23 protein-coding genes are annotated in these 24,915 nt (G+C 66.9%); 14 read left to right on the top strand and 9 right to left on the bottom strand.

Translation table 11 applies throughout. The features are described from left to right. Window positions 1–14 precede the first annotated feature (14 nt). Window positions 15–704 (top strand): nitrile hydratase subunit beta, encoded by a 690-nt coding sequence (gene nthB / locus AC1DNF_RS12460; RefSeq protein ID WP_478148907.1) that lies wholly within the window; start codon window positions 15–17, stop codon window positions 702–704. Window positions 705–1,016: 312 nt separating this feature from the next. Here nthB and AC1DNF_RS12455 read toward each other — a convergent pair whose 3' ends face one another. From AC1DNF_RS12455 to AC1DNF_RS12445, 3 genes are all read right to left on the bottom strand, one after another. Further along, on the bottom strand, window positions 1,017–2,081 hold the full coding sequence (locus AC1DNF_RS12455) for a Glu/Leu/Phe/Val dehydrogenase dimerization domain-containing protein (RefSeq protein ID WP_478148906.1): 1,065 nt from the start codon (window positions 2,079–2,081) through the stop codon (window positions 1,017–1,019). A gap of 108 nt (window positions 2,082–2,189) precedes the next feature. Then, window positions 2,190–2,489 carry a helix-turn-helix domain-containing protein gene (locus AC1DNF_RS12450; protein ID WP_478149012.1) on the bottom strand — a complete coding sequence of 100 codons (300 nt, stop codon included), beginning with the start codon at window positions 2,487–2,489 and terminating at the stop codon, window positions 2,190–2,192. Then, complete coding sequence (locus AC1DNF_RS12445) at window positions 2,490–3,035, bottom strand: AraC family ligand binding domain-containing protein (RefSeq protein WP_478148905.1); 546 nt, start codon at window positions 3,033–3,035, stop codon at window positions 2,490–2,492. A gap of 250 nt (window positions 3,036–3,285) precedes the next feature. Here AC1DNF_RS12445 and AC1DNF_RS12440 point away from each other — a divergent pair, with 250 nt between their 5' ends. Continuing rightward, complete coding sequence (locus tag AC1DNF_RS12440) at window positions 3,286–4,236, top strand: MBL fold metallo-hydrolase (protein WP_478148904.1); 951 nt, start codon at window positions 3,286–3,288, stop codon at window positions 4,234–4,236. Window positions 4,237–4,321: 85 nt separating this feature from the next. After that, on the top strand, window positions 4,322–4,594 hold the full coding sequence (locus tag AC1DNF_RS12435; RefSeq protein WP_478148903.1) for a hypothetical protein: 273 nt from the start codon (window positions 4,322–4,324) through the stop codon (window positions 4,592–4,594). A 48-nt stretch (window positions 4,595–4,642) separates the two neighbouring features. On the opposite strand, the gene AC1DNF_RS12430 is transcribed toward AC1DNF_RS12435, so the two are convergent. Both AC1DNF_RS12430 and AC1DNF_RS12425 read right to left on the bottom strand, forming a co-directional pair. Continuing rightward, window positions 4,643–5,329: a hydrolase gene (locus tag AC1DNF_RS12430; protein WP_478148902.1), complete on the bottom strand. Its 687-nt coding sequence runs from the start codon at window positions 5,327–5,329 to the stop codon at window positions 4,643–4,645. Between the two features lie 215 nt (window positions 5,330–5,544). Continuing rightward, window positions 5,545–6,939: an alginate export family protein gene (locus tag AC1DNF_RS12425; RefSeq protein ID WP_478148901.1), complete on the bottom strand. Its 1,395-nt coding sequence runs from the start codon at window positions 6,937–6,939 to the stop codon at window positions 5,545–5,547. A gap of 163 nt (window positions 6,940–7,102) precedes the next feature. On the opposite strand from AC1DNF_RS12425, the gene AC1DNF_RS12420 reads away from it, so the two are divergent. The 11 genes from AC1DNF_RS12420 to AC1DNF_RS12370 all read left to right on the top strand — a co-directional run bounded on the left by AC1DNF_RS12420 (window position 7,103) and on the right by AC1DNF_RS12370 (window position 21,426). After that, complete coding sequence (locus AC1DNF_RS12420; protein WP_478148900.1) at window positions 7,103–7,660, top strand: nitroreductase; 558 nt, start codon at window positions 7,103–7,105, stop codon at window positions 7,658–7,660. Between the two features lie 52 nt (window positions 7,661–7,712). Beyond that, complete coding sequence (locus AC1DNF_RS12415; protein ID WP_478148899.1) at window positions 7,713–9,596, top strand: type IV pili methyl-accepting chemotaxis transducer N-terminal domain-containing protein; 1,884 nt, start codon at window positions 7,713–7,715, stop codon at window positions 9,594–9,596. A gap of 6 nt (window positions 9,597–9,602) precedes the next feature. Beyond that, complete coding sequence (locus AC1DNF_RS12410) at window positions 9,603–10,286, top strand: response regulator (protein ID WP_478148898.1); 684 nt, start codon at window positions 9,603–9,605, stop codon at window positions 10,284–10,286. Window positions 10,287–10,450: 164 nt separating this feature from the next. After that, complete coding sequence (locus AC1DNF_RS12405; RefSeq protein WP_478148897.1) at window positions 10,451–11,707, top strand: MFS transporter; 1,257 nt, start codon at window positions 10,451–10,453, stop codon at window positions 11,705–11,707. A 28-nt stretch (window positions 11,708–11,735) separates the two neighbouring features. Continuing rightward, the gene (locus AC1DNF_RS12400; protein ID WP_478148896.1) at window positions 11,736–13,388 is read left to right on the top strand and encodes an MFS transporter; all 1,653 of its coding nucleotides are present in this window, start codon (window positions 11,736–11,738) and stop codon (window positions 13,386–13,388) included. Between the two features lie 28 nt (window positions 13,389–13,416). Continuing rightward, window positions 13,417–17,235, top strand: a complete 3,819-nt coding sequence (locus tag AC1DNF_RS12395) for a nitrate reductase subunit alpha (RefSeq protein ID WP_478148895.1) — start codon at window positions 13,417–13,419, stop codon at window positions 17,233–17,235. After that, window positions 17,232–18,755, top strand: a complete 1,524-nt coding sequence (narH, locus tag AC1DNF_RS12390; RefSeq protein WP_478148894.1) for a nitrate reductase subunit beta — start codon at window positions 17,232–17,234, stop codon at window positions 18,753–18,755. Before AC1DNF_RS12395 ends, narH begins: the two co-directional genes overlap by 4 nt. Window positions 18,756–18,758: 3 nt before the next feature. Next, on the top strand, window positions 18,759–19,454 hold the full coding sequence (gene narJ, locus AC1DNF_RS12385; RefSeq protein WP_478148893.1) for a nitrate reductase molybdenum cofactor assembly chaperone: 696 nt from the start codon (window positions 18,759–18,761) through the stop codon (window positions 19,452–19,454). Then, entirely contained in the window at window positions 19,451–20,185 is a 735-nt protein-coding gene (narI, locus tag AC1DNF_RS12380; protein WP_478148892.1) for a respiratory nitrate reductase subunit gamma, read from the top strand. Before narJ ends, narI begins: the two co-directional genes overlap by 4 nt. A gap of 11 nt (window positions 20,186–20,196) precedes the next feature. Then, window positions 20,197–21,003 (top strand): peptidylprolyl isomerase, encoded by an 807-nt coding sequence (locus AC1DNF_RS12375; protein WP_478148891.1) that lies wholly within the window; start codon window positions 20,197–20,199, stop codon window positions 21,001–21,003. An 18-nt stretch (window positions 21,004–21,021) separates the two neighbouring features. Continuing rightward, a complete protein-coding gene (locus AC1DNF_RS12370) occupies window positions 21,022–21,426 on the top strand; it encodes a ribonucleotide reductase subunit alpha (RefSeq protein WP_478148890.1) in 405 nt (134 codons plus the stop codon). Here AC1DNF_RS12370 and AC1DNF_RS12365 read toward each other — a convergent pair whose 3' ends face one another. From AC1DNF_RS12365 to AC1DNF_RS12350, 4 genes are all read right to left on the bottom strand, one after another. After that, complete coding sequence (locus tag AC1DNF_RS12365; protein ID WP_478148889.1) at window positions 21,427–22,071, bottom strand: hemerythrin domain-containing protein; 645 nt, start codon at window positions 22,069–22,071, stop codon at window positions 21,427–21,429. A gap of 108 nt (window positions 22,072–22,179) precedes the next feature. After that, window positions 22,180–23,553 (bottom strand): FAD-containing oxidoreductase, encoded by a 1,374-nt coding sequence (locus AC1DNF_RS12360; protein WP_478148888.1) that lies wholly within the window; start codon window positions 23,551–23,553, stop codon window positions 22,180–22,182. A 447-nt stretch (window positions 23,554–24,000) separates the two neighbouring features. Further along, complete coding sequence (locus AC1DNF_RS12355) at window positions 24,001–24,717, bottom strand: hypothetical protein (protein WP_478148887.1); 717 nt, start codon at window positions 24,715–24,717, stop codon at window positions 24,001–24,003. 21 nt (window positions 24,718–24,738) lie between these two features. Further along, window positions 24,739–24,915: NAD(P)(+) transhydrogenase (Re/Si-specific) subunit beta (locus AC1DNF_RS12350; RefSeq protein ID WP_478149011.1), on the bottom strand; the 177-nt coding region annotated here is incomplete at its 5' end.

Raw genomic sequence — 24,915 nt, 5'->3', positions numbered from 1 at the left:
AGGAGGTGCTCATCATGAACGGACCCCACGACCTCGGTGGACGGCATGGCTGGGGTCCCGTCGTCCCCGGGGCCGACGAGCCGCCCTTCCATGCACCCTGGGAAGGACGGATGCACGGCATCGCGGTGAGCTGCCAGATCTCCGGAGTCAACTTCACCGCCGAACAGCGCTCGGCCATCGAGAACATGGGGCATAGTCTCTACCTGGGCACGAGCTATTACGAGAAGTGGCTCTATGCGTACGAGACGATCCTGCATCGCAAGGGCATCGTGAGCCCCGCTGAAATCGCCCAACGTGTCGCGCAGCAGTTGTCCGAGGCGATGGCCGCTCATCCCGCCGAGCCCGCGGCGCCGAGCGAATACGCCATGACGATGAAGAAGGTCCTCTACGGTGGCACGCCGCACGATCGGCCCATCGATCGCGCGCCCGGATTCAAGCCGGGCGACAGGGTGCACACCATCAACCGGAATCCGCGAGCGCACATCCGGCTTCCCGCCTTCGTGCGCGACAAGGATGGCGTCATCGCGCTCTACCACGGCGCGCACTGTCATCCCGAGGCGCATGTCGATGGACGCGGCGACGTGCCGGAACACCTGTACGCGGTCCGGTTCGAGGCCGAAACGCTCTGGGGCCCGGATGCCGAGGCCGGCGCCTCGGTGGTGTTCGTCGATCTCTTCGAGAGCTACCTCAGCGCCCGTGCCTGAGCACCGTCGGCCTCAATGCAGAACGCAGAAGGGCCAGCCCTCGATGGCCGCCCAGACACACGCCCTGATGCATGCGATGGCGACGCGCCGATCCTGCACGCGAGGGACGGAATCGATCATGATCAGCATCACGGTCTCCTGAAAGGCCGCGGCGCACTGTCGAGCGGGATGCAACTCCCGGCGTCCGCCGCGTGGCCGCCGGAAGTCCCGGTTCGGTCCGCGCAGATGGCGAAGACCGAAGCCCCAGCATAGGAGCGCGCCCTCATGCCCGCCACACCCGGTGGGCCGGCTGGAACTCAACCCTTGGAGGGATCATGCCGCCGCGCGCCCGGCCGCCGACAGTCTTGCGCGCGCGATGCCCAACGCCGCATCCTGGGTGCTCGCGAGCGTGCGCGCCGCCTGCTCGAGGACCAGCCCGACGTTGCGAGCGATCCCGTCGCGCACGTGGGCCGCGGCGGCCGCCTCGGTCCGGTGATGGAGTTCGATGCCGGCCGCATACATCAGGCCACCGGCATTCGCGATGAAATCCGGCACATAGGTCACGCCGCGCGCCGCCAGCGCCGACGCGACCTCGCCGGCCGCGAGCTGGTTGTTGGCCGCGCCGCAGACGATCTTGCAGGCGAGCGCCTCGGCGCTGTCGTGTGTCAGCAGTCCGCCGAGCGCGCAAGGCGCCAGGATGTCGCATTCCGCGCGAAGCGCCTCGTCGGCGCTCAGCCAGGTCGCGCCGAGTTCGCGGGCCAGCGCCCTGCGGTGCTCGTCGATGTCCGAGACGATCAGCCGGGCACCCTCGCTCGCGAAGCTTCTTGCCAGCAGCGTGCCGATGCCGCCGAGCCCGATGATGTTCACCGTCAGCCCGCGCAAGGCGTCGACGCCGAACGTGTGGCGCACGGCGGCCCGTATCGCGCTCTCGACCCCGATGAAGGTGCCGTGGGTCGTTCCGCCGGCCCCGCCCGCGGCCTTGGAGCGGCCGCCGACGTAGGGCGTCCTGCGAAGGATGACATCGATGTCGTCGGCTCCGGTGCCGACGTCCGGCGCCACATGGTATGCGCCCTCGAGCGCGTGCACCTGATCGGCCACGTCGAGCAGGATCGAATCCTTCAATGCGCTCGTCATCTTCAGGTCGAGGGGCAGCGGCACGACCGCCTTGCCGCCGCCGCTTCCGTTGTCGATCGCGGCGGCCTTCATGGTCATCGCCTCGGAGAGTCGCAGGCAGTCGGCGATGCCGTCGGAAGCCCGCTCGTAGGGCTTGATTCGCAGGCCGCCGATCGCGGGGCCGAGCAAGGTGGAATGGACGGCGATCATCACCGGCAGGCCGGATCGCCGCCCCGCCTGGATCTGGAAGTGTTCGTGGTCCGTCGGAATGAAGAGTTCGCTCATGATCTCGCGTGCAGGATGTGTGAGTCGCCGATGGCATTGCGGGCCATCGGCGCCATGCGCCCACGCAGGGGTCGCTGGCACGAGTCTCGATGTTCCGCGGCCTGCCCGCTAGAACGTTCTTGCGCCGTGAGCCTGCCGGCTCCATTCGCCCGGCGTGAAGCCCAGGCAGCTCTTCCAGTGGCGCCCGAGATGGCTCTGGTCGGCGAAGCCGGTGGCCGCCGCCACGTCCGCGATGGCGCCGCCGGCGGCCAGCATCGACTTGGCGCGAGCCACCCGCAGCACCACCTGGTAGCGATGCGGCGCCAGTCCGAAGGAGCGCGCGAACTGGCGGCAGAAGTGGCTCGGGGACATGTCCGCCTCGCGGGCCAGTTGGTCGAGCGAGACGGCGTCGTTCCAGTGCGCGTGCAGCTACGCGCGTGCTCTTCGCATCGGCCCGCTGCCGGGCGCCGCCGGCGTCTCGCGCGGCGGGACATTCGCATAGCGCAGCAGGATGTGCTCCATCAGCAGGCACCACTCGCCCTGCACGCGCAGCGACGGCGCATCGGCCTGCGACGCGAGCCTCACGAAGGCCGCGAGCCGCTCCGCCAGGCGCGCGTCGGCCAGGGGCGCCATGCCGGGGGCGAGAAGCTTCACGCCGACGTGCATGGCGTGCCGCCGGAGTTCCTCATCCGGCACATAGGCCATGACGTACTCGCATGCCGCATCGCCCGCGGCGCGCCCCGCATGCGCCTCGCCCGGCGCGATGGCGGTGAGTTCGCCCGCGCCGACGATGCGGCGCACGCCCTGGCGCGCGCTGTTGTCCTGCGCCCCCCGCACGACGGCGCCGATGGCCCAGGTGTCGTGGGCGTGCGGGCCGAAGCGGTGCGACGCGAATCGCGCGCTCAACACTTCCACGCCGGGCAAGGCGGCCACGATGGCGTAGTTGGCGCGATCCGCCGAGTGAGGGGCTTTCATGGGGAGGTTGCGGCGAATCGAGGAGGTCGGAGCTGCCCATTATCGACAGCGCACCGATTCGAAAGAATCGAATGCGGCATCGAGGAATTGCCTTCCTCACTCGCAAAGAACTCAAGCCGAGGCCCGACCTAAGGCAGATGTGCCGCAAATGCGCGCACTCAATACTGGAAGCGCGCGGGCGAAGGTCGTCGTCCATGCATGGATGCAGCGGCCTGCCCCCACCCCCAACCCCTGAATCGAGAGGACTCTCATGACTTTCAAACCTGCACCTGCCTCGCTCATCCGGACCGCGCTCGCATCCGCCGTGCTCGTCATGGCGGCAGCAACGCCCCCGTGGGCCGTCGCGGAAGTCGTGTCGCCAGTGCTCCTGATCAACGATGACGCCGCCACCGCCGACGTCAAGGTGCAGAAGCTGCGAGGCAATGTGAGCGTGCTGATGGGGTCGGGCGGCAACATCGCCGTGCTCACCGGCCCCAACGGCAAGCTCATGGTGGATGCGGGCATCGCGGTGTCGAGGCCGAAGGTGGAGGCCGCGCTCGACGGCACGGGCCCCGCCCCGCTGAAATACCTCATCAACACCCACTACCACTGGGATCACACCGATGGCAACGTCTGGCTGCATGAGAAGGGAGCGACGATCATCGCCCAGGAGAACACGCTCAAGCGCCTGACCAGCGGAACACGCGTTATCGAATGGGGCTTCTACTTCCCGCCGACGCCGCCCGCCGGCCTGCCGACCGTCACCGTCAAGACCGACAAGACCATGGAGTTCGAAGGCGAGACGGTCGTCATGAAGAACTACGGCAACGGGCACACGGACACGGATCTTTCGGTGTACTTCAAGAAGGCCGACATCCTGCATGTGGGCGATCTCTGGTGGAACGGTCACTATCCGTTCCTCGACAATGGCGCGGGCGGCAGCATCGACGGCGTCATCCACTGGGTCAATGAATGCATCAAGGTGGCGACGCCGCGCACGATCATCATCCCCGGCCATGGCGAGGTGAGCGACCGGGCGGGATTGATGGAGTTCCGCGACATGCTGGTCGCCGTGCGCGGCAACGTCGCTCGCCTGAAGAAGCAAGGCAAGACACTGGCCGAGACGGTGGCGGCCAAGCCGACCGCCGCCTTCGATGCCAAGTACGGAGACTTCCTGATCAGCCCCGCCTTCTTCATCCAGCTCGTCTACATGGACGTCTGATCCCGGCGTCCGGCGGATCGGCATATGCGAATGGAGGCCCGGCATCCGGGCGGTGCCGGCTCCGGGACACACGCCGGGGCACACGATGTATGCGATCGAGTCGAGGGGCCAGAAGCTGATGCTCTGGGGGGACCTCATGGAGATCGCCTCCGTCCAGTTCGCCGAGCCCGCGGTGACCATCGCGTTCGACGCCGACGAAGCCGAGGCCATCCGCGAGCGCGCGAAGGAATACGCCAACGCCGCCCAGGGCCACTACCTGGTGGCGGGCGCCCATCTGCCCTTCCCCGGTATCGGGCACATCCGCGCCGAGCGCGCCGGCTATGCCTGGTTCCCCATCGACTACGGCGCGAACCACTGACAGCGGCCGGACGAATGCGCGGCCCGGGCGTGCCGCGCGCCGGCCGGACTATGGAATGACGTAGGCGGGCCAGCGGGTCTGGGCGGCGCCGTGGACCATGGTGTAGGCGTACTCGACGCCCATGCCGTACGCGCCGCAATGGGTCTTCACGATGTCCATCACCGCGTCGTAGGTGTCCTTCTGGGCCCAGTCGCGCTGCCATTCGAGCATCACGGAAAGCGCGGTCACCGGCTTCGCCCCGGCCTGGATGACACGCTGCATCGCGTTCTCGTGCGCCAACTGGCTGACGTCGCCGCAGCAATCCTCGACCACGAAGACCTCGTAGCCGTCATGCATGGCCTGCACGGAGGCCAGCGCCACGCAGGTCTCGGTCCACAGGCCGGCCAGGACGATCTTCCTGCGGCCGGCTTTCTCGACAGCCGCGACGAAGTTCGTGTCATCCCACGAGTTCATCGTCGTGCGCTCGATCGTCTTCTGCTCGGGGTAGACGGCCTGGACTTGCGGCCACATCAAGCCGCTGAAGGTCTTCGTCTCCACGGTCGTGAGAATCACCGGAACCTCGAACACTTTCGCCGCCTTGGCGAGCAGCACGTTGTTGCTGATGACCGACTGGCGATCGAAATTGCCGACACCGAACAGCATCTGGGGCTGCAGGTCGATCAGCGTGACGACGCAGTTGTCCGGGGTCAGCAATCCCTTTTCGCTGCGCTTCGAACGAGCGGGTACTTGAGCCATGAGATTCTCCTTGCACATGTGTTGCGGATGCGGCTGGCGGACAAGCCGCGAGAGGGGCGTGCCGCGCGCGATGCGAGAGGCGGTCCCGCAAGATCGGGCAGTCTTCTTCGCCCACGGCTTTCGCTCTTCGAGCTTAGGCGCCGACGGGTGTCGTCACATCCCGCGAATGGCAGGAAACAGGCTCGCACCGAAGGCGCACCCGGCCCCGCCGGCGACTAGAACTTGTACGCGCCGGAGACCATCAGGAAGTCGCCGTCGCGGCCGCCGGCCCGGGCCAGGCTGTCACTGGCCCGGAAGCGCACGAAGGTCGTGTTGAAGCTCAGTCTCGGCGTGGCCTGCCAGGTGACGCCGAAGCTCGCCTGGTGACCCAGGAAGCGGCCGCCTCCCGCCGTGCCGGCCATCGGGGTCATGGGAGCGGCGTAGAAGGCATCCGCCCTGCTCTGCCGCCACAGCACGTCCCAGCCCACGTCGACTTCGACCGCCGGGTGCGGCCGGAAGCTGACATTCGGCTGCAGGTCGATGATGTTGGCCGGTGCCACCAGGTCGGCCTCGGTGAAGTACGGCAGCCTGGGGAACAGCGCATTGAAGGTGTTGAGCCTTCCATCCTTCGGGTTCCGGTCTCCGCTGGCAACATCGGCCTTGAGGCCGATTCTCGGCCGCCATGCCGCGCGCTCGATCGCGTATCCGGTGTCGGTGGCGATCGTCCATGCGCGAATGTCCGCATCGCCGAACTTGCCGAACTGATAGACCGCCTCGAGATCCCAGTCGAAGCCGGACTTCTTTCCGAACAGCCGCGCGCCGAGCGAGTGGCGAAGCTCGGTGGCGACGCCTTGCGCGAAGGCGCCCTTGTCGCGGCGATAGCCGAGGTAGTAGAGGTCGAGCCGCCGATCCGGACCCGCCACCTTCAGCCCCGATGCGTAGACGCCCCAGAATGCGGTGCTGCGATCGCTCGAATCGTCGAAGTTGCCGGTCTCCAGGCGCACAGGCCGCACGGCGAAGGCGTCGACACGATAGTCGTCGGCCACGATGAATCCGCGTGCGCCGTCGAAACTGCGGCGGACATTCGGCCCCTCGCGCGCGGACACCAGTCTCCCGGACCCGAAACTGATCTCCTGCCGGCCCAGGCGAAGCGTGCCACGCTCATGCACGCCGAGATCCGCCGAAAGGTCGAGAAAGCCTTGCTGCAGATCCATCCTGTCCACATCCGTCTGCTGGCGGCCGAAATCGCGCCGGGTCGCGAGGTGGTTGCCGACCTGCACGAAGACACGGGCCTGATCCCATCGGATGTCGACGTGGAGCAGCAACCTGTGCAGCGACACACTGTCCTCACCCACGCCGCCGAAACCGAAGGCAGGGTTTCGAACCCATTCGAAGCGTTCGCGCAGTTCGCCCCCGAAGCTCAGCATCGGACCTCCATCGCCGAGCTGGATGCACTTGGCGGAGTCCAGGGGGTCGACGCGCATCGAGGGGTTGCACATCGCCCGCCAGTCTTCGTCGAAGCGACTCTGGCGGATCACCGGCGCCGCGCTGCGTGGCGGCGGCTCCTGCGCCGACGCGGCCCCGCCGAACGCGCCGGCGGCAATCAGGGCGAGGACGGCGCGCTGGATCACGTCGAAGAGCGTAGACGGCCGCCGCCCGTCCGCAAACGCCCAGAGGACCGATGCGGCGATGCGTCATTGGGAATGCCGCGAGGGATCCGGGATTGGCTTGCGCCAGATCAAGGCGAAGGCCGGGGCGCATGCTAATTTCGACCGCATTGCAAGGAGCAACACCATGGAACTGATGGAGGCCATTCGCGGGCGCCGCGCCACGCGCGCGTTCACGCGGGAGCCGTTGGCCAGGCCGGTCCTGGAAGGGCTGATCGACGCCGCGATCCAGGCGCCGAGCGCCGTGAATGAACAGTCATGGGTCTTCTCTGTCATTCAGAACGCCCCCCTGCTCGACCGGATTTCGGCGGCGTCCAAGGTCAACATGTTGAAGCTCATGGAGAGCGGATCGATTCCGAGGCGTCTTCAGGAGAATCTGGAGGACCCCGACTTTCACGTCTTCTACCATGCGCCGGCGCTGATCGTGATTTCTGCCAAAGCCGGTAACTGGGCCGTCGAGAATGCCTCCCTGGCGGCTGAAAACCTCATGCTCGCAGCACATGCCCAGGGCCTGGGATCCTGCTGGATCGGCTTCGCGCAACGCTGGCTCGGGACGGACGAAGGCAGGCATGCCATTCAGCTCCCGGATGGCCTGGAGCCTGTCGCGCCGATCATCGTGGGGCATCCCTCCCGCGCCATGCCCGCCGTGCCGCGCCATTCGCCGCGTATCCAGTGGATCGATTGATGCCCGACGCATTCGCGGTCCGGGCTGGCGTGCTTCACAGTACATTCGCCGCATGAACACAACGCGGCATTGGACACTCGGAGCCAAGCTGGGCTTGGTGGCCGCGCCCTTCCTCTTCGTGGCGATGTGTTCCATCGGCGCCCTGGTCTGGATGTCATTGCAGCTCGAAGGCGGCGCCGCGGCCATCAACGAGGCGGGTCGCATGCGGATGCAGGCGTATCGCATGGTCCTTTCGGTGGGCAGTGGCGAGACGCAGGCCCTGCCGCAGCAGCTGGCGGACTTCGAGCGCAGTCTCCAGCTGCTGCGTTCGGGTGACGCCGAGCGCCCCTTGTTCGTGCCGTGGGACGACAAGGTCCGCCAGCGCTTCGCCGAGGTCGAGCAACACTGGGCGGGTTTCCGCGTCCATCTGGCGGAGCCATCGGCGCCCGGCTCCACCACCGGTCTTGCGGCCGACGTCGCGGCTTTCGCCTCCCGCATCGACGCCCTCGTCGCGGCGATCGAGGCCCATCTTGCGCAATGGACGGCGATCATGCATCTGCTGCAGATGGTCATGATGGGGATGGCCGTCGTCGGCGCGGCCTTGCTGGTCCATACCGGATACCGGTTCGTGCTCGAGCCGGTGCGGCTGCTCAAGCAGGCGATCGATCGCATCCAGGCCGGCGATCTCGGCGCGCGGGTGGAATGCACCACGACGGACGAATTCGGCACCTTGGCCAACGGCTTCAACAGCATGGCGGGACAGTTGCAGTCGATGTACCGCAACCTCGAAAGCCGCGTGCAGGAGAAGACGGCGCAGCTGGAGGAAGAGCGCGCCCGCCTCGAAAGCCTCAACGAAGTCGCGATGCTCGTCTCCAAGGCCACGACGCTCGACGAAGTGGCGCAGGGCTTCACGAAGAGCATCGCGCGCATCGCCCGCGCCGACGGCGTGGCGCTGCGCTGGTCGGACGAGACCAACCGCCGCTACCTCATGCTTGCCTCGCACGGCCTGCCGCAAGCGATGACCGAGGCCGAGCACTGCCTCGTGGCGGGCGACTGTCATTGCGGCGCGCCCACGGCGGCGCCGGGCGCCCGCGTGATTCCGATCCGCGGCATGCTGCCCGCGCGGCAGCGCCATTGCGCGCAAGCCGGCTTCGAGACCGTAGTGTCGGTGCCGATTCGCCTGCACGACCGGCTGATGGGTGAGGTCGACCTGTTCTTTCACGCCCAGATCGCCATTTCCGAGGCCGAGCGTTCCCTCTTCGATTCCCTGACAGTGCATCTCGCGGGTGCCATGGAGAATCTCAGGCTGAACGCACTGGGTCTGGAGGCCGCGATCTCGCAGGAACGCGGCTTCATCGCGCGCGAGCTGCACGACTCCATCGCCCAGTCGCTCGCCTTCCTGAAGATCCAGGTCCAGTTGATGCGGGACGCGATGACGGGCGGCGACGAGCGCCAGGTCCGCCACGTGCTCGGCGAGATCGACGTCGGCGTGCGCGAATGCTATGGCGACGTGCGGGAGCTGCTGATTCACTTCCGCACCCGCGCCAATGCGGAAGACATCGAGCCGGCGCTCTTGACCACGCTGCGCAAGTTCGAGCACCAGACCGGCCTGAAGGTCAATCTGCAGATGCTGGGCCAGGGCATGCCCCTCGCCCCGGACATGCAGATCCAGGTGCTGCATATCGTCCAGGAGGCCTTGTCGAATGTCCGCAAGCATGCGCGGGCCAGCGAGGTGTGGCTGGACGTCCAGCAGCAGCCTCAGTGGCGGCTGGAGGTCCGCGACGACGGCCTCGGCTTTCCGAGCGGGCAAGGAGCGCCGGACGAGACGCACGTCGGCGTGCGCATCATGACCGAGCGCGCGGAACGATTGGGAGCGAAGCTGGACGTGATGTCCAGGCTGGGCCACGGCACCTCCGTGGTATTGACCTTGCCGCCCTTGCGCGCCATGGCGGCCTGAGTTGCCATGATCCTGCCTGACTCCAAGATCCGCATCCTGGTCGTCGATGACCACACGCTGTTCCGGCGCGGCCTCACAGCGCTGCTGCAGCGCGACGCCCAGTTCGAGGTCGTCGGGGATGCGGGCGACGCCGGCGAGGCCCAGCGCCGGGCCCGCGAGCTGCAGCCCGACGTGATCCTGCTCGACAACAACCTGCCGGGCGTCAGCGGCGTCGATGCGCTGCCTGCCCTGCGCGAGGCCGCCCCCCAGGCGCGCGTGCTGATGCTGACGGTTAGCGAAGACACCGACGACCTCGCCGGCGCGCTGCGCGGCGGCGCCTGCGGCTACCTGCTCAAGACCATCGAGGGCGACGCCCTTTCCGCGGCGATCCGTCGCGCGATGCGCGGCGAGAGCGTGGTGGCCGAGGAAATGACGGGCAAGCTGGTCGCCGCCTACCGGCACGCGGCCGCGCCGCCGGCCGCCGCAGCCGCGGAGCCGGCTTCGGCGCCTCATGCCGTACATTTGCTGTCGCCGCGCGAGCAGGAAATCCTGCGCGGCATCGCCCGCGGCCAGGGCAACAAGGAAATCGCGCGCTGCCTGGGCATCGCCGAAACCACCGTGAAGATCCATGTGCAGCACATCCTGCGCAAGCTCGACGTGAGTTCGCGCGTGCATGCCGCCGTTATCGCGGTCGAGCATTGCCTGGGTTGATCCAGCGCAAATGCGCGGCACTTTCCCCCTCCCCTAGTTCGTCATGACGATGCCGGCCGGCGGCCGCATCGTTCCTGTGCCGCCTTGCCGCTCTCACACTGGAGGATGTTGCGGCGCGCCCGCGTTTCCTAAAGTCGGTCCATGTGCAACGACCGGATTTCGCGATGAGCAGGAACAGCCAGGCCCTGGCGGTGCTGATGGTCAGCACGCTGGCCTTCACCGTGTGCTTCATGGTGTGGATGATGTTCGGCGTGATCGGCATTCCGATCCGCAAGACGCTGGGCCTGAGCGCCACCGAGTTCGGCCTGCTGACCGCCATGCCGATCCTGACCGGTTCGCTGGTACGCGTGCCCCTGGGCATCTGGACCGACAAGTACGGCGGCCGCGTCGTGATGACCTTGCTGATGGCCTGCACCGTGCCGGCCATCTGGCTGATGAGCTATGCCACGGCGTACTGGCACTTCCTGCTCATCGGCCTGTTCGTAGGACTCGCGGGCGGCTCGTTCTCGGTCGGCACGCCCTACGTGGCGCGCTGGTTCCCCCGGAACCGGCAAGGCTTCGCGATGGGAGTCTACGGCGCCGGGAACTCGGGCGCCGCCGTCAACAAGTTCATCGCCCCGGCGCTTGTGGTGGCCTTCGGCTGGACCATGGTGCCGCAGGTGTACGCCGCCGTCATGTTGGGCGCGGTGGTGCTCTTCTGGGCCTTCAGCGCCAGTGATCCGGCGCATCGGGTGCCGAGCAATGTCCGCTTCTCGGACCAGCTGCGGGCCCTGAAGGACCCGAAGGTCATCAAGTACTGCCAGTACTACAGCATCGTTTTCGGCGGCTATGTGGCGCTGAGCCTGTGGATGGTGCAGTACTACATCGGCGAATTCGGCCTCGACATCCGGACCGCGGCGCTGCTGGCGGCGTGCTTCTCGTTGCCGGGCGGGGTCCTGCGCGCGGTCGGCGGATGGCTCAGCGACCGCTACGGCGCGCACTCGGTCACGTGGTGGGTCATGTGGGTGAGCTGGATCTGCCTGTTCCTGCTGAGCTACCCGCAGACCGACTTCACGGTGACCACGGTGGGCGGCCCCCGGAGCTTCCATCTCGGACTGAACGTCTACGCCTTCACCGGACTGATGTTCCTGCTCGGCATCGCCTTCGCATTCGGCAAGGCGTCGGTGTTCAAGTACATCGCCGACGACTACCCCTCGAACATCGGCACTGTCAGCGGCATCGTCGGGCTCGCCGGCGGGCTGGGCGGCTTCGTGCTGCCCATCATGTTCGGGGCCCTGATGGACTTCACCGGCATCCGCTCCAGCGCCTTCATGCTGATGTACGGCGTGGTCTGGGTCTCCCTGATCTGGATGTACTGGACCGAGGTGCGACGCACCGAAGTCATGGGCCAGCATGCCCAGCCCTTCAGCCTCAAGGGCTGAGCCCCTTTCTCTCCCCGCAGGAATCGCAATGAACACGACCCTCCCCACCGCCGCCGGCACGCGCCGCCCGGGCGGCGCCGACATCCAGGACTGGCGCCCCGAAGACGATGCCTTCTGGGAATCCACCGGCAAGCGCATCGCCTACCGCAACCTCTGGATCTCGGTGCCCTGCCTGCTGTGCGGCTTCGCGGTCTGGGGCATGTGGGGAATCATCACGGTGCAGATGCTGAACCTGGGTTTCCCGTTCAGCCAGGCCGACCTGTTCTCGCTCACCGCGATCTCCGGCCTGGCCGGCGCCACGATGCGCATCCCGGCCGCGTTCCTGATCCGCCTCGCGGGCGGGCGCAACACGATCTTCCTGACGACCGCGATGCTGCTCGCCCCGGCCATCGGCACGGGCATCGTGCTGCAGCACAAGGACTGGCCGCTGTGGGCCTTCCAGCTGATGGCGCTGTGGTCCGGCGTCGGCGGCGGCAACTTCGCCAGCTCGATGTCGAACATCAGCAGCTTCTTCCCGAAGCGGCTGCAGGGCACCGCGCTCGGCCTCAACGCGGGCCTCGGCAACTTCGGCGTGACCAGCATGCAGATCGTGATCCCGCTGGTGATGACGGTCGGGCTGTTCGGCGCCTTCGGCGGCGAGCCCATGACGCTCGTCAAGGACAGCGGCTGGATCTTCGGAAAGATCCCGGCCGGCACGCCGACCTGGATCCAGAACGCCGGCTTCGCCTGGCTGCTGTCGCTGGTGCCGCTGTCGGCCCTGTGCTGGTTCGGCATGAACAACCTGAAGACCGTGTCGCCCAATACCGGCGGCGCGATCGTCGCCTTCCTCAAGATCATCTGGCTCTACACGCTGTCCTTCGTGCCGGCGGGCTTCGGCCTGTACCTGTACCTGCCCGCGCCCAGCGGCCTCGGCGTGCTGAACATGTGGATCGCGATGCCGCTGATCATCGCCGGCACGCTGCTGATGATGAAAGTCACCGCCTTCGGAACGATGGCCGACAACATCGCCGCCCAGTTCGCGATCTTCCGCAACCGGCACACCTGGGCCCTGACGCTGCTCTACATCGTGACCTTCGGCTCCTTCATCGGCTTCTCGATGGCCCTGCCGCTGGCGATCACGGTGATCTTCGGCATCAGCCACGTGCCCGATGCGGCGGGCGTGATGCAGCACACATTGAAGAACCCCAATGCGCCCTCCGCGCTGACCTACGCATGGATCGGGCCCTTCGTCGGCGCTCTCGTGCGCCCGCTCGGCGGCTGGATCTCCGACCGCGTCGGCGGCTCGATCGTCACGCAGATCATCTCGGCCATCATGGTGCTGGCGTCCGCCGCCGTCGGCTACGTGATGCTGCTGGCCTACGGGTCGCCCGCGCCGGAGCAGTACTTCCTGTTGTTCATGGCGCTGTTCGTGGTGCTGTTCACCGCCAGCGGCATCGGCAACGGCTCGACCTTCCGCACCATCGGGGTGATCTTCGACCGCCAGCAGGCCGGCCCCGTCCTCGGCTGGACTTCGGCCGTGGCCGCCTACGGCGCCTTCATCGCGCCGGTGGTGATCGGCGCGCAGATCAAGGCCGGCTCGCCCGAGATCGCCATGTACGGCTTCGCGGTGTTCTACGCCCTGTGCCTCGTTCTCAACTGGTGGTTCTACCTGCGCCCGAACGCCTACGTGAAGAACCCCTGAGCGCCTCTATTTTCCGGAGACCCATCCAATGAGCCATTTCCTCGACCGCCTCAAGCACTTCTCGAACCCCCGCGAAGGCTTCTCTGGAGACCACGGCGTCACCACGGGCGAAGACCGCACCTGGGAAGACGCCTACCGCAACCGCTGGGCGCATGACAAGATCGTCCGCTCGACCCATGGCGTGAACTGCACCGGGTCATGCTCCTGGAAGATCTACGTCAAGGGCGGCATCGTCACCTGGGAAACCCAGCAGACCGACTATCCGCGCACGCGCTGGGACATGCCCAACCACGAGCCGCGCGGCTGCTCGCGCGGCGCGAGCTACAGCTGGTATCTCTACAGCGCCAACCGCGTCAAGTACCCCATGGTGCGCGGGCGGCTGCTCAAGCACTGGCGCGCCGCGCGCATCACGCATGACCCGGTCGAGGCCTGGGCCGCCATCGTCCAGGACGACGCCACGCGGCGCGACTACCAGGGCGTGCGCGGCCTCGGCGGCTTCGTGCGCTCGACCTGGGAGGAGGTCAACGAGATCATCGCGGCGGCCAATGTCCACACCATCAAGAAGCACGGCGCGGACCGCATCATCGGCTTCTCGCCGATCCCGGCCATGTCGATGGTCAGCTATGCGGCCGGCAGCCGCTACCTGAGCCTCATCGGCGGCGTGTGCATGAGCTTCTACGACTGGTACTGCGACCTGCCGCCGGCCAGCCCGCAGGTCTGGGGCGAGCAGACGGACGTGCCCGAGTCCGCCGACTGGTACAACTCGAGCTTCATCATCGCCTGGGGTTCCAACGTGCCGCAGACGCGCACGCCGGACGCGCACTTCTTCACCGAAGTCCGCTACAAGGGCACCAAGACGGTGGCCATCACGCCGGACTATTCCGAGGTCGCGAAGCTCTCCGACCTGTGGCTGCACCCGAAGCAAGGCACGGACGCCGCGGTGGCGATGGCGATGGGCCATGTGATCCTGAAGGACTTCTACTTCGGCGGCAATGGCCAGCCGCGCTGCGCCTACTTCGACGACTATGCGCGCCGCTACACCGACCTGCCGATGCTGGTGATGCTGAAGGAGCACCAGCTGGCCAACGGCGAGACCGTGATGGTGCCCGACCGCTACGTGCGCGCCTCCGACTTCAACGGCAAGCTTGGCCAGGCCAACAACCCGGAGTGGAAGACGGTCGCATTCGATGCGCAGGGCAAGGTCGTGCTGCCGCACGGGGCGATCGGCTTTCGCTGGGGCCCGGACGGCCGCGCCGACGCCGGGCAGTGGAACCTCGAGTCCCGCGAGGCGCGCAACGGCAACGAGGTCACGCTCAAGCTGTCCGTGCTCGAAGGCGAGCAACCCGGCGAAGAGAGCGCGAAGGTCGGCTTCCCCTACTTCGGCGGCGTCCACCATGAACACTTCGCCAACAACCCGCAGGACGACGTGCTGGTGCGCACGGTGCCCGTGCAACGCATTTCCCTCGGCAAGGCCGGCGAAGAGCGCACGGCGCTGGTGGCGACGGTGTTCGATCTGCAGGCGGCCCAGTACGGCATTCCGCGCGGCCTGCCCGGCGAATTCGCCGCCGCCGATTTCGACGACAACACGCCCTACACGCCCGCCTGGCAGGAGCAGATCACGGGGGTGCCGCGCGAGCAGGTGATCAGCGTCGCGCGCCAGTTCGCCGAGAACGCGGAAAAGACGCAGGGCCGCTCGATGGTGATCATCGGCGCCGGCATGAACCACTGGTACCACAGCGACATGAACTACCGCGGCGTCATCAACATGCTGATGATGTGCGGCTGCATCGGCAAGAGCGGCGGCGGCTGGGCCCACTACGTCGGCCAGGAGAAGCTGCGTCCGCAGACGGGCTGGACCCCCCTCGCCTTCGCGCTCGACTGGATTCGCCCGCCCAGGCAGATGAACTCGACCAGCTTCTTCTATGCCCACACGGACCAGTGGCGCTACGAGAAGCTCGGCGTCGACGAGGTGCTGTCGCCGCTGGCGGACAAGTCGCTCTACGGCGGCAGCATGATCGACTACAACGTACGCGCCGAGCGCATGGGCTGGTTGCCCTCGGCGCCGCAACTGCAGACGAATCCGATGCAGGTGGTGCGCGACGCCCAGGCGGCCGGGATGGACGCGAAGGACTACGTCGTCAAGTCGCTGCGCGAAGGCTCGCTGCGCCTGAGCTGCGAAGACCCCGATCATCCGGACAACTGGCCGCGCAACATGTTCGTCTGGCGCTCCAACATCATCGGTTCCTCGGGCAAGGGCCACGAGTACTTCCTCAAGCACCTGCTGGGGACGAGCAACGGAGTGCAAGGCAAGGATCTCGGCCGCGAAGAGGCCAAGCCCACCGAGGTCGTCTGGCACGACACGGCGCCCGAAGGCAAGCTCGACCTGCTGGTCACGCTCGACTTCCGCATGAGCACGACCTGCCTCTACTCGGACATCGTTCTCCCGACGGCGACCTGGTACGAGAAGAACGACCTGAACACCAGCGACATGCACCCGTTCATCCATCCGCTGTCGACCGCGGTGGACCCGGTGTGGCAATCGAAGAGCGACTGGGAGATCTACAAGGGCTTCGCCCGGAAGTTCAGCGAGATCTGCGTGGGTCATCTCGGCGTCGAAAGCGAGATGGTGCTCACGCCCCTGATGCACGACTCGCCCGGCGAGCTGGCTCAGCCCTTCGAGGTGAAGGACTGGAAGCGCGGCGAGTGCGAGCTGGTACCCGGCAAGACGGCACCGAACCTGGTGGTCGTCGAGCGCGATTATCCGAATGTCTACAAGCGCTTCACGGCCGTGGGGCCGCTGCTGAACAAGATCGGCAATGGCGGCAAGGGCATCGCCTGGAACACCCAGACGGAAGTGCGCCAGCTCGGGGAATTGAACGGCCTGGTGAAGGAAGAAGGCGTGACCTGCGGCATGCCCAGGATCGACAGCGACATCGATGCCTGCGAGATGGTGCTGCAGCTCGCGCCGGAGACCAACGGCCATGTCGCGGTCAAGGCCTGGGCCGCGTTGTCGAAGCAGACCGGGCGCGAGCATACGCACCTGGCCATGCACCGCGAAGACGAGAAGATCCGCTTTCGCGATATCCAGGCGCAGCCGAGGAAGATCATCAGCTCGCCGACCTGGAGCGGCATCGAATCGGAGACGGTCTCGTACAACGCCGGCTACACCAACGTCCACGAGCTGATTCCATGGCGCACCCTGACCGGGCGCCAGCAGTTCTACCAGGATCACCCGTGGATGCTGGCCTTCGGCGAAGGGCTGGCGAGCTACCGCCCGCCGGTGAACCTGAAGGCCACGGCCGGCGTGCACGGCATTCGCACCAACGGCAACGCGGAGATCCTTCTCAACTTCATCACGCCGCACCAGAAGTGGGGCATCCACTCGACCTACACCGACAACCTGCTGATGCTCACCCTGAGCCGCGGCGGCCCGATCGTCTGGCTCAGCGAGGACGACGCCAAACTGATCGGCGTCGAGGACAACGACTGGATCGAGCTCTACAACGTCAACGGCGCGATCGCGGCGCGGGCGGTCGTCAGCCAGCGGGTCAAGCCGGGCATGGTGATGATGTATCACGCGCAGGAAAAGATCGTGAACACGCCCGGCTCGGAAATCACGGGCCAGCGCGGCGGTATCCACAACTCGGTCACCCGCATCGTGCTCAAGCCCACGCACATGATCGGCGGCTACGCGCAGCTGTCCTACGGCTTCAACTATTACGGAACGATCGGCACCAATCGCGACGAGTTCGTCGTCGTTCGCAAGATGGACAAGGTCGACTGGCTCGATACGCCGCGCGGCGACGAGCGGGCCGAGGCGGTGCAACAACTGGGAGAAGCTGCATGAAGATACGCGCGCAAATCGGCATGGTGCTCAACCTCGACAAGTGCATCGGCTGCCACACCTGCTCGGTCACCTGCAAGAACGTCTGGACCAGCCGCCCGGGCACGGAGTACGCCTGGTTCAACAACGTGGAGACCAAACCGGGCATCGGCTACCCGAAGGAGTGGGAGAACCAGGACAAGTGGAACGGCGGCTGGGTGCGCAAGGCCAGCGGCAGGATCGAGCCGCGCCAGGGCGCGAAGTGGAGGCTGCTGATGCGCATCTTCGCGAACCCGAACATGCCGCAGATCGACGACTACTACGAGCCCTTCACCTTCGACTACGACCATCTGCAGTCGGCACCCGAGATGAAGGCGACGCCGACCGCGCGGCCGCGCAGCCTGATCACGGGCCAGCGCATGGAGAAGATCGAATGGGGCCCGAACTGGGAGGAGATCCTCGGCGGAGAGTTCAGCAAGCGCAGCAAGGACAAGAACTTCGACGACATCCAGAAGGATATCTACGGCGAGTTCGAGAACACCTTCATGATGTACCTGCCGCGCCTGTGCGAGCACTGCCTGAACCCGGCATGCGTGGCGAGCTGCCCGTCGGGCTCCATCTACAAGCGCGAGGAAGACGGCATCGTCCTGATCGACCAGGACAAGTGCCGCGGCTGGCGGATGTGCGTCTCCGGCTGCCCCTACAAGAAGATCTACTACAACTGGAAGAGCGGCAAGGCCGAGAAGTGCACCTTCTGCTACCCGCGCATCGAGGCCGGCCAGCCTACCGTGTGCAGCGAGACCTGTGTCGGGCGCATCCGCTACCTGGGCGTGCTGCTGTATGACGCCGACCGGATCCAGGAGGCGGCGAGCGTCGAGCACGACCGCGACCTGTACCAGGCGCAGCTGGACATCTTCCTCGACCCCAACGACCCGGCGGTCATCGCGCAGGCGCGCATCGACAACATCCCGGATGCGTGGATGGAGGCCGCGCGCAAGAGCCCGGTCTACAAGATGGCGGTCGAGTGGAAGGTCGCGCTTCCGTTGCACCCGGAATACCGCACCCTGCCGATGGTCTGGTATGTGCCGCCGCTGTCGCCCATCACCGCCGCGGCGAACGCCGGGCATGTGGGTACCAACGGCCAGATCCCGGACGTCAACCAGCTGCGCATCCCGGTCAAGTACCTGGCCAACCTGCTGACCGCCGGCGACACGGTGCCCGTGGTGCGCGCGCTCGAACGCATGCTGGCGATGCGCGCCTACCAGCGCGAAAAGCATGTCGACGGGCGCATCAACGTCGGCGCGCTGGAGCAGGTCGGCATCACTCAGGCCGAGGTCGAGGACATGTACCACGTGATGGCRATCGCGAACTACGAAGACCGCTTCGTGATTCCGAGCAGCCACCGCGAGTACGCGGAGAACACCTTCGACATGCGCGGCGGCTGCGGCTTCAGCTTCGGCAACGGCTGCTCGGACGGATCGAGCGATGTCAGCCTGTTCGGCGGCAACCGCAAGCGCACGATTCCCATCAAGGCGGAGGTCTGAGCCATGGCATTCTTCAACAACCCTCCCATGGCATCGAGAAGCCTGCGCGCCCTGGCGCGGCTGCTCGGCTATCCCGATGCCGAACTGCGCCTGAACCTCGCGGCGCTGCGTGAAGCGTTGCACGCCGAGCGTGCGTTGTCGCCGTCCAGGCTGCTCGAACTCGACGCCTTGCTCGATGCGCTCGCGCATGCGGCGCCGCTCGACAGCGAGGCCGACTATGTCGAGATCTTCGACCGCGGCCGCGCCACATCCTTGCACCTGTTCGAGCATGTGCATGGTGATTCGCGCGACCGCGGGCCGGCGATGATCGACCTGGCGCAGACCTACGAGAAGGCGGGCCTCTTCGTGGGCGAGGACGATCTGCCGGACTTCCTGCCGGTCGTGCTCGAGTTCGCCTCCACGCAACCGCCGCGCGAGGCGCGCGAGTTCCTCGCCGAGATCGCGCATATCTTCAACGCCATCTTCGCCGCGCTGCAGCAGCGCCACAGCGCCTACGCCAGCGTGCTCGGCGCGCTGCTGGAGCTGGCCGGCGAGAAGGCGCAGGCGGTGACGATCGCGGCCGAAGAGCCCATCGACGCCGTCTGGGAAGAGCCGGTCGTCTTCGACGGCTGCTCGGTGAAGGGCCAGGCCCGACCCGACCAGCCGCAACCGATCCACATCGTCCGCAAGGACCGCCCTGTCGAAGGAGCACGGCCATGAGCACGCTGCACGGTTTTCTCTTCGGTGTCTATCCGTACATCTGCCTCACGGTCTTCCTGCTGGGCAGCCTGATCCGCTTCGACCGCGACCAGTACACGTGGAAGAGCGATTCCTCGCAACTGCTTCGCAGCGGCCTGCTGCGCTGGGGCAGCAACCTGTTCCACATCGGCGTCCTGTTTCTCTTCTTCGGGCACCTCCTGGGACTGCTGACGCCGCACGCCTTCTACAGCCACTTCCTGGAGGCGCCGGTCAAGCAGATGATCGCCATCTGGTCGGGCGGCATCTTCGGCGTGCTGTGCTTCATCGGCCTGACGATGCTGATCTATCGGCGTGTCTTCGATCCGAGGATCCGCTACACCAGTCATCGCACCGACCTCGCCATCCTCGCGATCCTGTGGGTGCAGCTGGTGGTGGGGCTGATCACCCTGCCGTTCTCGTGGGCGCATTCGGACGGCAGCGTCATGCTGGTCCTCGCGGACTGGGCGCAGCGCATCCTGACATTGCGCTCGGTCGATGCCGAGGTGCTGGCCGGGTTGCCCTTGCCGTACCGCTTCCATCTCGTGCTGGGCATGACGATCTTCCTTCTGTTTCCCTTCAGCCGGCTGGTTCATGTGTGGAGCGGGTTCGGAACGATCGGCTTTCTCTTTCGTCCCCACCAGATCGTGCGCGGCCGGCGCCTGAATGTGCCGGTCGGGCAGAACCAACCCCGCCGGCGCGGCACCGCCGATTGAGGAGCATGAACATGCATGTCGAAAACATCGATCCCGGCACTGCCGCGCAGCTACCGCCCGTCGCGCGCATCAACGGCGTGGCGCTGCACACGCCTCTGGAGACCCTGGCACCGGAGGAACTGCGCCAGCGCGCCTGCACCGAGCTGCTGCGCCAGGCGGCGCAGGCCGCCGGCCTGCTCGACGCGGCCGACGTGGCATTGGGCGACAGCGCGACCAGCGAAGCCGCCACCGCCGCCATCGAGGCACTGCTCGAGCGCTCGCTTCCGCTGCCCGATCCGTCCGAAGAGGCGTGCCGGCGCTACTACGCCGCGCACGAAGCGGCCTATCGCAGCGGCGAGCGGGTGCGCGTGAGGCACATCCTGTTCGCGGTGACGCCCGGCGTGGACGTGGTGGCACTGCGCAAGCGCGTCGAGATGGCGATGCTGGAGGTGCGATGCTTCGACGGCAGCGCGTCGCCGACCTTCGCGGCGCAGGCCGCCGCCCTCTCGAACTGCCCGAGCGGCGCCGCCGGCGGCGAGCTCGGCTGGCTGCAAAGCGCCGATTGCGCGCCGGAATTCGCGCGCGAACTGTTCGGCCGCGCCGAAGTCGGCGTGCTGCCGCGACTCGTGCACAGCCGCTTCGGCCTGCACGTGGTCGAGGTCATGGAGCGTGAGGCCGGCGTGCAGCAGCCCTTCGAGGCGGTGCGCGGGGCGGTCGGACTGGCCCTGCGCCAGCAGGCCTTCGTCGCCGCGATGCGGCAGTACCTGCAACTGCTCGCGGGCGCCGCCGAGCTCGAAGGCGTGGACCTCGAAGCGGCCGAAACCCCGCTGGTCCAGTAGCCGCCGATGGAAACTCCCATGAACGAATCCCACTTCCAGCTCCTGCTCCAGGCCGCGAGGTCGCAGCCGGAGCCCCAGCGCCTTCTCTTCGTCTTCGCGGCGGCCACGCTGCCGGCCGATGCGAGCCCGGAACAGCAGGCGCGCTTCGATGCGGGCGAAGGCGGCGAACTCGAGCCCATCATGTGCGTGGACAAGGAACCGCACGCACTCAAGGATTTCGCGGCGCTGGTGGCCGAATCCCGGGAGAACGGCTCGGCATGGCATGTGGTCTTCGTTGTCGGCCTGTCCGGCCGCGGCCAGACGGCGCCCACCGAATCGGAGACCGAGCAGGCCATGAATGTCATGGTCGAGGCCGTGCGCCAGGGCAGCATCGGCCGCTATGCGGCCTATGACCTGAACGGGGAGCCTCTGGCCTTTTCGTGATCAGCGATGCGGCGCGAACTTCGGACGCGTGGCGCCGGCCAACGCCTCGAGCGCGGAGTCGATTCCACCGGATGTCTCCAGGGTGCCGAGGATCCGGGTGAACAGCGGCAGGTAGATCTCGTCCGCTTCATAGCCCGCGAGCGGATCGCGGTTCATCAGGAATGCGGCATCGAGCTCAGCCCAGTCTTCGGGGTGCAGCACGGCCTGGGCGAACGGCAGCACCTCGGTTTCCTCCAGCATCATGTGCTCGATGTAGGAGCTGACATAGTGGGTCATCGCCCGGGTGAAGGTGTCCCGCCGCGCCTCCTGCTGGCTGGAGCCGCTCATCACCTGGAAGCCGAGGAGCGCGTGCTGCACATCGCGAATCGACTGCTCGCCGAGCGCGTGTTCCAGATCGAGCCGGTCGAGCACGGCATCGATATGGGCGTCGCGCCCTCGAAGTTTCGGGAACAGCAAGCCGCTTTCCTTGGGATGGTGGAGCTTTTCGGGAAACTCGTCGACGTAGAACAGCATGGCCTGGAGCGCATGAAAGTCGGGCAGCATGCCGCGCCGCTGCTGCTTGTCGAGCAGCAGGATGATGGCGCGCAGCATCGCCGATAGCGCCCGATGTTCATGGCGGATGATCTTCAGGCTCGCGGGTGTCATCTTGCGTCTCGTCCAAGTTCAAGTCCAAGTACGCAGCGTCCTCTTTTTTCTTTCGCCTCGTCTTGAGGCAGATCAACGCAAGGCGCGCGGCGGCGCGGCCGCGTGCCTTCAGGGCTTGAGTTCGCCCAGGATGGTCGGGATCAGTTCCGAGACCGTCGGGTGGATGTGCATGGTTCGCCGCAGCGCGTCGCCGGTCCCGCCGCAGGACATGGTGTCGATGAGGCAGTGGACGGCTTCGTCGCCGCCGACGCCCAGGATCGCGGCGCCGAGGATGGCTTCGCTCTCGGCGTCGACCACCACCTTCATGAAGCCCGCGGTCTCGCCCTTCTCGACCGCCCGCCCGACCCGTGTCATGGGCCGCTGGCCGACTCGCACCGCCTTGCCCGTCGCGCGCGCCTGCGCCTCCGTCAACCCGACCCGGCCGAGCGGCGGATCGATGAACAAGGCGTAGACCGGGATCCGGTCGCTCACGCGGCGCTTGTCGTTGTCCAGCAGGTTGGCCGCGACGATCTCGAAGTCGTTGTAGGCCGTGTGCGTGAAGGCGCCGCGCCCGTTGCAATCGCCCAGCGCCCAGATGCCGGGCGTGCGGGTCTGGAGCTGCTCGTCGACTGGAATGTAGCCGTGCGGGTCCAGCTCGATGCCCGCCTGGTCCAGACCGAGGTCGTCGGTGTTGGGCCGGCGGCCGACGGCAAGCAGCACGTGGGACGCCATCACCTCGGGCGCCCCGGCCAGGCAGTCCACGCCGACCTGGATACCGTCGGCGGCGGGCTGGAAGCGGATGCACTCGGCATCCAGGCGCACCACGACGCCTTCGCCCTCGAAAATGTCCCGGATGGCGCCCGAGACCTCCTCGTCCTCGCGCGCGACCAGGCGCGGCCCTTTCTCGATGACCGTCACTTCCGCGCCGAAGCGGCGGTACATCTGGGCGAACTCCAGGCCGATATAGCTGCCGCCGATCACCGCGAGGTGGCGCGGCACCTGGTCCAGTTCCAGGATGGAGGTGTTGGTCAGGCACGGCACCTCGTCCACGCCCGGGAGCGGCGGCACGAGAGCGCGCCCGCCGACGTTGATGAAGATGCGCGGCGCCTGGAGGAGGTCGTCGCCCACGCTCACCTCGGTCGCCGAGACGAAGCGCGCATGGCCCTCGAACACGGTGCAGCCCTGCATCCGCCGGAGCCAGGATTCGACGCTTCGGCGCGAGTCGCCCGACACCTTGTCCTTGCGGGCCTTGACGGCGGGCATATCGACGCCCACGGGGCCGCCGATGGTCACGCCGAAGTCGCTGGCGCGGCGCGCGAGGTGGGCCGCATGCGCGCTGGCCACCAGGGCCTTGGTCGGGATGCAGCCGGTGTTCACGCAGGTGCCGCCGAAGAGCTTGCGCTCGACCATGGCCACTTTCATGCCGGCCGTGGTGAGTCGCCCTGCGAGGGAGGGGCCGGCCTGGCCGGCACCGATGATGATGGCGTCGAAGGAGAGGTTCATGCTCCCATGATTAGGGAAGCCGCCGCGCAAAGCAACGACATCAGGCCGCAGGCGGGCACCCCGCCAACGGGCGAGCGCATGACCTCACCGGGCGCGGCGCGCGCTGGCCACCGTTTCCAGCGCCTGGGCGACCGAGTCGGCGCCTGGGTCGCCCTCTCCGGCCCTCGCGCGCCACTGCCGCGCCACTTCCAGGAGCTGGGTGGCATTCAAGGGCGCGGGTGGCGGAGGCCAGGAGACTGCCAGAACGCGGGTCGGCGACTTTTCAGCGGCCGCCAAGCCAGCTCGCACAAGGCCGAGCAGGCCGGTGACGGATCTCGGAAGAGTGGTTCGAGTGAGGCTTTTCATGTAATACATTGTGCCTACCGAAACACATGGTTACTAGCCCCTCGATCTCCTCCAAAAGAGGTAGGCCACGCAAGAATGGCCCGCGCGCTTCCCCGTCGCGCGTCAGGAGAACCGGGCGTTGCCGATGTCGATGGAAACCATCAGCGGATCCTGGGGCCGACGGTCCGGCCCCCTCATATAGGCGCGGCGCTTGCCCGGCAGGCGAATGCCGTCGGCCTCGATGTAGTCGTGCATCAGTTGCGCCGCGTCGAAGCCGCCCGCCACGTCGACCTTGTAGTCATGGCGCCGCAGGAGCAGGTCGGCGCCGAAGAAGAAATCCTGGACCGGGCTGTGGGTGGCGATCGCATCCGGGAAGCGGGCGCGTAGCACTCGCCAGGTCTCGCCCCCTTCCATCCAGGGCTCGATCTCCTGCACGTCCACGCCCTGCATCGCGAGCAGAAAAGGCGTGCACAGGTAGGTCCACATCGCGTAGCCGTTGAAATAGGCCCGGTGCAGCGGGTCCCAGGGCGTCAGCTTCTCGTGGCCGGCGAAGGATGCGCGGGGCTCCAGGCGCTCGGACACGAGGGTGCCGTCGCTCTTCAGGATCGCGATGCGGCCGGGCGTGAATTCGGTGTGCCAGTCGGGGTTGCCGAAAGGCGCGACCGAGGCACGCTCCTCGTGCAGCGAAACGGTCATCAGGCGCGGATCCTGGTCCTGCTTCAGGCCCTTCATGCCCCACAGCGCGCCGTCGGTGACGATCGTCGCCTCGGCCTTGCTGTAGCGGTTCCAGCGGTCGAGGCCGCCGTGGGCATCCAAGACCCTTGCCAACAATTCGTTCATTGCATTTCTCCTGTCTTTTGCTTACTCGATCGCCTTGGCCATGTCCTCGACCACCTTCTTGGCATCGCCGAAGACCATCATGGTCTTGTCCATGTAGAACAGCTCGTTGTCCAGCCCCGCGTAGCCCGCGGCCATCGAGCGCTTGTTCACGATCACCGTCTTGGCCTTGTAGGCCTCCAGGATCGGCATGCCGTAGAT

This window comes from Variovorax sp. 01T432 (genome assembly GCF_056398605.1).
This window is presented reverse-complemented; position numbering and strand designations above follow the sequence as displayed.

Bases quoted from the DNA above. Each gene is read 5' to 3' on its own strand.
- nthB (WP_478148907.1), top strand. From the start codon at position 15: ATGAACGGACCCCACGACCTCGGTGGACGGCATGGCTGGGGTCCCGTC.
- AC1DNF_RS12455 (WP_478148906.1), bottom strand. From the start codon at position 2,081: ATGAGCGAACTCTTCATTCCGACGGACCACGAACACTTCCAGATCCAG.
- AC1DNF_RS12445 (WP_478148905.1), bottom strand. From the start codon at position 3,035: ATGAAAGCCCCTCACTCGGCGGATCGCGCCAACTACGCCATCGTGGCC.
- AC1DNF_RS12440 (WP_478148904.1), top strand. From the start codon at position 3,286: ATGACTTTCAAACCTGCACCTGCCTCGCTCATCCGGACCGCGCTCGCA.
- AC1DNF_RS12435 (WP_478148903.1), top strand. From the start codon at position 4,322: ATGTATGCGATCGAGTCGAGGGGCCAGAAGCTGATGCTCTGGGGGGAC.
- AC1DNF_RS12430 (WP_478148902.1), bottom strand. From the start codon at position 5,329: ATGGCTCAAGTACCCGCTCGTTCGAAGCGCAGCGAAAAGGGATTGCTG.
- AC1DNF_RS12420 (WP_478148900.1), top strand. From the start codon at position 7,103: ATGGAACTGATGGAGGCCATTCGCGGGCGCCGCGCCACGCGCGCGTTC.
- AC1DNF_RS12415 (WP_478148899.1), top strand. From the start codon at position 7,713: ATGAACACAACGCGGCATTGGACACTCGGAGCCAAGCTGGGCTTGGTG.
- AC1DNF_RS12410 (WP_478148898.1), top strand. From the start codon at position 9,603: ATGATCCTGCCTGACTCCAAGATCCGCATCCTGGTCGTCGATGACCAC.
- AC1DNF_RS12405 (WP_478148897.1), top strand. From the start codon at position 10,451: ATGAGCAGGAACAGCCAGGCCCTGGCGGTGCTGATGGTCAGCACGCTG.
- AC1DNF_RS12400 (WP_478148896.1), top strand. From the start codon at position 11,736: ATGAACACGACCCTCCCCACCGCCGCCGGCACGCGCCGCCCGGGCGGC.
- AC1DNF_RS12395 (WP_478148895.1), top strand. From the start codon at position 13,417: ATGAGCCATTTCCTCGACCGCCTCAAGCACTTCTCGAACCCCCGCGAA.
- narJ (WP_478148893.1), top strand. From the start codon at position 18,759: ATGGCATTCTTCAACAACCCTCCCATGGCATCGAGAAGCCTGCGCGCC.
- narI (WP_478148892.1), top strand. From the start codon at position 19,451: ATGAGCACGCTGCACGGTTTTCTCTTCGGTGTCTATCCGTACATCTGC.
- AC1DNF_RS12375 (WP_478148891.1), top strand. From the start codon at position 20,197: ATGCATGTCGAAAACATCGATCCCGGCACTGCCGCGCAGCTACCGCCC.
- AC1DNF_RS12370 (WP_478148890.1), top strand. From the start codon at position 21,022: ATGAACGAATCCCACTTCCAGCTCCTGCTCCAGGCCGCGAGGTCGCAG.
- AC1DNF_RS12365 (WP_478148889.1), bottom strand. From the start codon at position 22,071: ATGACACCCGCGAGCCTGAAGATCATCCGCCATGAACATCGGGCGCTA.
- AC1DNF_RS12360 (WP_478148888.1), bottom strand. From the start codon at position 23,553: ATGAACCTCTCCTTCGACGCCATCATCATCGGTGCCGGCCAGGCCGGC.
- AC1DNF_RS12355 (WP_478148887.1), bottom strand. From the start codon at position 24,717: ATGAACGAATTGTTGGCAAGGGTCTTGGATGCCCACGGCGGCCTCGAC.